Below are 6,169 nucleotides of genomic sequence, written 5' to 3'. Positions count from 1 at the left end.
TTTATCATCAGAGGTGTAAATTATCCTGTAATGGACGACTGGGGCTTTCCTGCCAATGATTTAATTACCGAAATTGAAAAAAGTGGGGCAAATGCCGTGCGTTTACAGTGGTATAAAACTTATGGAAATCCGACTCGCCCAGCCGTGACCAATACCGACCTTGATAATTTATTGACAAAGTGCAAAACCAATCAGATGATTCCCGTCTTAGAGCTTCATGACCTTACTTGTGCCGAAGATGCTAACCTGATAAATACTCAACTGATTTCGTGGTGGACAGCCCCCGCCATCGTGACGATTCTAAACAAACATAAAAAATATCTGATTATCAATTTAGCTAACGAAGTAGGTAGATACCGTTGGGCGGGCTATTCTACGGCAAGCCTAAACAACTGGAAAAACGCCTATAAAACCGCCATTACGTCTATCAGAAATGCCAATCTGAAGATGCCCATCATGATTGATAGCCCTGATTGCGGTACCGACCTAAGGGCTGTGGTTGATGCAGGGCAAGAACTCATAGACCACGACCCAGAGCATAATGTTTTGTTTAGTGTGCATGCCTATTGGGCTGGCTATAACGCCAATACAGATTTGACTAATGCAATGAATGCAAATTTGCCTTTTATTGTTGGTGAAGTAGCCAACAAGCAAGATGAATCGGTCAATAATGCTACCTCTTACTGCCATTATAATATTGATGGCACAAACGATGCTCCCAACAATCCAACCAACGGATTTCAGTACCAAAACCTGCTCACTACCCTCAAAACCAATGATATTGGCTGGTTGGCTTGGGCTTGGGTAAGAGATGGATGTTCGGCAAGAAATATGACTAATAATAATCAAGTAGCCCCATACGGTGGCAATAATACGCTCACCACGTTTGGGCAAAATATCGTAAACAATGCCACTTATGGTATAAAAAATACGGCAATTAGAAGCAACGGATTTTAGTTTCTTCGATATAAATGAACAACTTTTGCACCTTTTTCGTTGATTAAGTTTTACATACTCTCTTAAAAATGAAAAAAGTATTTCTTTACATTGCAGTCGCAATATTAGCTTTGGTAATTGTTGGTTATTTGGTTCTCAACGAAAAACTACCTACTGGCGAAAACCCAACAAAAGCCGACGAACTGGCCAATAAAATGCTGAAAGCCCTCAACAAATCTGCGTGGGATAGCACAAACGTAGTAGCGTGGACGCATAAAGGTGGACACCAATTTGTGTGGGATAAGAAAAACGAACTCGTACAAATAAAATGGGATAAAAACGATGTTTTGCTCAATCTGAAAGAATGGAATAAAGGAAAGGCTTTCAGCGAAGGAAAAGAAGTAACCGATGGACAACTGGATGTTTTAAGAGGAAAAGCATGGGCTATCTTCTGCAATGACTCTTATTGGTTGATTGCTCCGTATAAAGTTTTTGATGAAGGCGTAACTCGAAAAATCGTTAAAACTGAAGATGGTTCAGAAGCCCTTTTGGTAAGTTATGCTTCGGGCGGAGTTACGCCTGGTGATTCATATTTATGGTTTTTAGATAAAAATGCCACTCCAACCGCTTTCAAAATGTGGGTTAAAATTCTACCAATCGGAGGAGTTTCTGCTACTTGGCAAGACTGGAAAACCACCGAAACTGGTGCAATAATCGCCCAAAACCATAAACTTGGGCCTTTAGACCTCAACGTAACTGACCTACGCACAGGCAATGATTTAGCAGCCGTAAAAGTAGATACAAGTATTTTTGATAAGATAAAATAGTTTTTTTGTAAGTCCACGGTTGATAGTTTTCAATCTTCAGTTTTCAGTAGGCAGACTGTAAACCGAAGACTGCCCACTGCTAACCGTGGACTTTTCTCCTACCAGCGAATCAAGGCCGAACCCCACGTAAATCCGCTTCCAAAAGCAGCCAAACAAACCAAATCGCCATCTTTGATTTTGCCTGCTTCCCAAGCCTCACACAAAGCAATCGGAATTGATGCAGCCGTTGTGTTTCCGTATTTCATAATGTTGTTATACACTTTCTCGTCGGGCAAACGGAGTGTTTTCTGCACAAACTGAGCAATACGCAAATTGGCTTGGTGCGGCACCAACATATCAATATCGGCAGGTGTGTAGCCTGTTTTGTTCAGAGCTTCCATGATTACCTCTGGAAACTTCGTCACGGCGGTTTTAAACACCAACTGCCCATTCATATTTGGGTAGTAAGTCTTGTTTTCGAGCAAATTTTCATAAACAAAAATTTCACCGTATTCCACATCAGGAAAACCAAACTGTTCGGTTCCTAAATGATAGCCACCGTGGCTACCGGGGCTAATCAAAGCCAATTCTTCGGCGTGTGTACCATCCGAATGCAAGTGCGTTGTCAAGATTCCTTTGCCTTCATCGGTAGTTGGTTGAAGTACCACCGCTCCTGCCCCATCACCAAACAAAACCGCTACATTTCGGCCACGAGTCGTGAAATCAAGCCCCATTGAGTGCATTTCTGAGCCAACAACCAACACATTTTTATACATTCCAGCCTTGATAAATTGGTCGGCTACTGAAAGAGCATAAATAAAGCCCGAACATTGATTCCGAATATCTAAAGCCCCCATTTCTTTGTGGGTGATGCCCAACTCTCGTTGCAAAAGCACCCCACAACCCGGAAAATAATAATCAGGACTAAGTGTGGCAAATACTATAAAATCTATTTCTTCGGGGCTAATTCCCGCACGTTCGCAAGCTATTTTTGTGGCGGCAGCTCCCATTGTGGTTGGGGTTTCTACGCCTTTTATTCCGTAGCGTCTTTCTTTGATTCCCGAGCGTTCTTGTATCCATTCGTCAGTTGTATCCATCACTTTCATGAGGTCGTGGTTGGTCACAACTTTCTCTGGCACATAAAAACCTATTCCTGCAATTTTCGAGTGTAACATATTTTTAGTTTGTTTAGAATCTGGTCACAAATGTACTATAAATACCTTTTCTTCGTACAAACATTTCTTAGAAATATTATGTTTTTTCAAAAGAGAAATTTAAATCTTTCCTTTTGCCAAAACCTCTCGAAATAAATAAAAAACCACTCATCAAGAAAAAACTAAAAAATTAGTTGTAAAATTTTCATTTTTAAATTTTTATATTCATTTTGCAAGCAAAACAACATAAATTCAAACACAATTTCCCACGTTTCTAATGAAAACAAACCTATTATCACTTGCACTCGCCACCCTACTATTTGCTTTTACTTTTGAAGACGACTTACTTGAGAAAATTGTATCCAAATTTAATCGCTATCAAGATGAATTTCCACAAGAAAAAGCATATCTACAGCTCGACAAACCCTACTACACAGCAGGTGAAACCGTTTGGTTCAAAGCCTACTTGGTAGAGGCCAATACACTTTTACCCGATACGATAAGCATTCCACTCTATGTAGAACTCATTGATAATCAACGCAATAAACTCATTGATAAAAAAATATTGAAATTAGAGGGAGGAAGTGCTGCTGCCGATTTCCAACTGGCTGATACCCTCAAAGCTGGCTACTACAGCCTAAGAGCTTACACAAACTGGATGCTAAATTTTGATGACAACTTACTCTTTACAAAAGATTTTAAAGTTTACCGCCCCAGTCAAGCCGACGAACCCACTAAGCTAAATGCCCAAGAAATTGATTTTCAGTTTTTCCCAGAAGGAGGCAATATGGTCGAAGGAATCGAAAATCGTTTGGCTTACAAAGCAACCGATGCACTTGGCAGTGGCTTAGATGTTTCGGGAATAATTTTGAACGATAAAGGTGACACTATTGTCAATTTTGAAAGCGAACATTTGGGAATGGGTGTAATGATTTTTAAACCACAAATGGGAGAAAAATACACTGCGAAAATCAGATACCGAAATATCTATGAAAAGGAAATACCATTGCCAACTCCCCTAAAAGAAGGCTTTGTGATGGGCATAGAGTCAGTGGCTGATAAAGACAATATTCGTTTGTTTGTAGGCCATAATAGTACCGCTCCCGCCGGACAAATTGCTATTGTGGGGCAATCGCAGGGAAAAGTTTGTTATACAGCCAAAACCGTATCTACTAAAAAAGTATTGCTTGTTAAGATTCCTAAAAATAAGTTTCCAGGTGGCATTACACAATTTACGGTTTTCAACGAAAAAGGATTGCCACTCTGTGAACGTCTAGTTTTCCTCAAAAAAGATAGCACACTCGATGTAAAACTCTCGACCAATAAAGCCCAGTATAAAACACGAGAAAAAGTAACGGTTGAGATTGAAGCAAAAGATGCAAAAGGGCAAGCCGTATCGGGCGATTTCTCGGTTTCAGTTACCGATGCCGGCCAGGTTTTAGAGAAGCCTTTTGGCGAAAATATTGCTACCTACTTACTACTCAGTTCTGACCTAAAAGGAAGAATCGAACAACCTGCTTATTATTTCTCGAAAGAAAACCCTGATGCCGCTCGCCACTTAGATATTCTGATGATGACCCAAGGCTGGAGACGTTATCAATGGAACGATATAATGAAAGATGAACTGCCAAAAACCAAGTTTTTGTTTGAACGTGGACTTAGCCTTTCGGGTGAAATCAGCCGACCAAACGGCAAAGCATTCGAAAAGCCCGTCAATCTAACTTTTATGTTCAAACTAAAAGATAGCACACAACTCTTTGGGATGGGAATGGCCGAGAAAGATGGCTCTTTTGCTGCCTATAACCTCAATTTTGTTGATTCTGCTCAGGTTATCATTCAAGCCATTGCTGGTAATAACAACCGAAATACCAAAATTTTTATTAACCGTAATTTCTCACCAAAAGTGCAGGTCGTGGCGATTCCATTCAACGCAATTTCATTCGATGAAAAAGATTTGGCCGATTACCTAAAACGCACCAAAGAAGCCTTAGATTTTGAACGAACTCTTCGCTTCAATAAAGCCATTATGCTTGCCGAGGTTACGGTCAAAGCCAAGAAAAAAACACAAGAACGAGATTCACGAGTGCTATATGATAAAGCAAGCAAATCGCTTACGGTCGATAGAACAATGTCTGGCTATACCAATATACTTGATTTGATACGGGGGCGTTTTGCGGGTGTGCAAGTATCTGGTAGTGTCAACGACCCTACAATTACTATCAGAGGGGTAAGTTCGATTATGCTCTCGTCAGAGCCAATGTTTTTGCTCGACGGAATGCAAACTACCAAAGACGCCATATTGATGCTACCAGTGCCTGATGTTGATAGAGTTGATATCTTGACTGGTGCTGAAGCATCAATTTATGGCACGGGTGCAGGCGGCGGTGTGATTTCCATATTGACCAAAAGAGGAAATCCGAATTATGATTATAGCCAAGATGAGACAATGGGGGTTCAGACTTTTGGTATTGCGGGTTATTACCCTACCAAAGAGTTTTATGCACCAAAATATGATGTCGATATTCCAGAAAATCTTCGACCAGATTTCCGTTCGACTATCTTCTGGGCACCGAAAGTCAAAACCGATGCTAATGGCAAAGCCAGCATTACATTTTTCAATACGGATGCTACCACAAATGTACATGTAACTATGGAGGGGATTTCGTCAACGGGAATTCCTGTTGCGGCAAAGACCACCTATTCGGTAAGCAGTAAATAATTTTAGATAGTTGATTGAGAGGTCTTGAAAGAAAACTATTGCAGAATGAATGAAAAATTGTACTTTTGCTCAGTAAGGTATCAGTTTTCCTATTTTCTGATTTCTTTAGATTCTTCGTCAAAACTAACAAAATGATTTCTAAAAAAGCAAAATATGCACTTAAAGCACTCAAGGTGCTGGCAGAAAAATTCGAATCGAAGCAGCCGATTTTGATTGCTGATATTGCCGAACAACAGAGTATTCCGAAAAAATTTTTGGAAGCCATTCTGCTCGAACTCCGCAATAATGGTGTGCTTCATAGCCAGAAAGGTAAAGGAGGTGGTTATCAACTTCGTATGTCGCCAGAGGAAGTTTCGATTGCCAAAATCGTACGTATCATTGACGGCCCGATTTCGCCAATGCTTTGTGTTTCGCTTTATTTCTACGGAAAATGCGATGATTGTGCTGATGAAAAAACGTGTAAGATTAGACCAATCATGGAAAAAGTTCGTGATGCAAACTTAGCAGTTTACGAAAACACAACACTAAAAGATTTGATGGATTTGCCTGAGGAA

General features: G+C 40.3%; 5 protein-coding genes. 4 read left to right on the top strand and 1 reads right to left on the bottom strand.

All coding sequences use genetic code 11. From position 1 onward, the window contains the following. Positions 1-957, top strand: a 957-nt coding sequence (locus tag ACOVO2_RS07130) for a cellulase family glycosylhydrolase (protein WP_421769308.1), incomplete at its 5' end; no start/stop codon positions are given. A gap of 68 nt (positions 958-1,025) precedes the next feature. After that, a complete protein-coding gene (locus tag ACOVO2_RS07125; RefSeq protein WP_421769307.1) occupies positions 1,026-1,763 on the top strand; it encodes a hypothetical protein in 738 nt (245 codons plus the stop codon). 98 nt (positions 1,764-1,861) lie between these two features. Here ACOVO2_RS07125 and ACOVO2_RS07120 read toward each other — a convergent pair whose 3' ends face one another. After that, on the bottom strand, positions 1,862-2,917 hold the full coding sequence (locus ACOVO2_RS07120) for a 3-oxoacyl-ACP synthase III family protein (RefSeq protein ID WP_421769306.1): 1,056 nt from the start codon (positions 2,915-2,917) through the stop codon (positions 1,862-1,864). 256 nt (positions 2,918-3,173) lie between these two features. On the opposite strand from ACOVO2_RS07120, the gene ACOVO2_RS07115 reads away from it, so the two are divergent. Next, entirely contained in the window at positions 3,174-5,615 is a 2,442-nt protein-coding gene (locus ACOVO2_RS07115) for a TonB-dependent receptor plug domain-containing protein (protein WP_421769305.1), read from the top strand. Between the two features lie 131 nt (positions 5,616-5,746). Next, positions 5,747-6,169, top strand: a 423-nt coding sequence (locus tag ACOVO2_RS07110) for an RrF2 family transcriptional regulator (RefSeq protein ID WP_421769304.1), incomplete at its 3' end; no start/stop codon positions are given.

The organism is Emticicia sp., assembly GCF_049241225.1.
Lineage (GTDB): Bacteria > Bacteroidota > Bacteroidia > Cytophagales > Spirosomataceae > Emticicia.
The sequence above is the reverse complement of the archived record's forward strand: the minus strand, read 5'-3'. Positions and strand labels throughout refer to the sequence as shown.

Bases quoted from the DNA above. Each gene is read 5' to 3' on its own strand.
- ACOVO2_RS07115 (WP_421769305.1), top strand. From the start codon at position 3,174: ATGAAAACAAACCTATTATCACTTGCACTCGCCACCCTACTATTTGCT.
- ACOVO2_RS07120 (WP_421769306.1), bottom strand. From the start codon at position 2,917: ATGTTACACTCGAAAATTGCAGGAATAGGTTTTTATGTGCCAGAGAAA.
- ACOVO2_RS07125 (WP_421769307.1), top strand. From the start codon at position 1,026: ATGAAAAAAGTATTTCTTTACATTGCAGTCGCAATATTAGCTTTGGTA.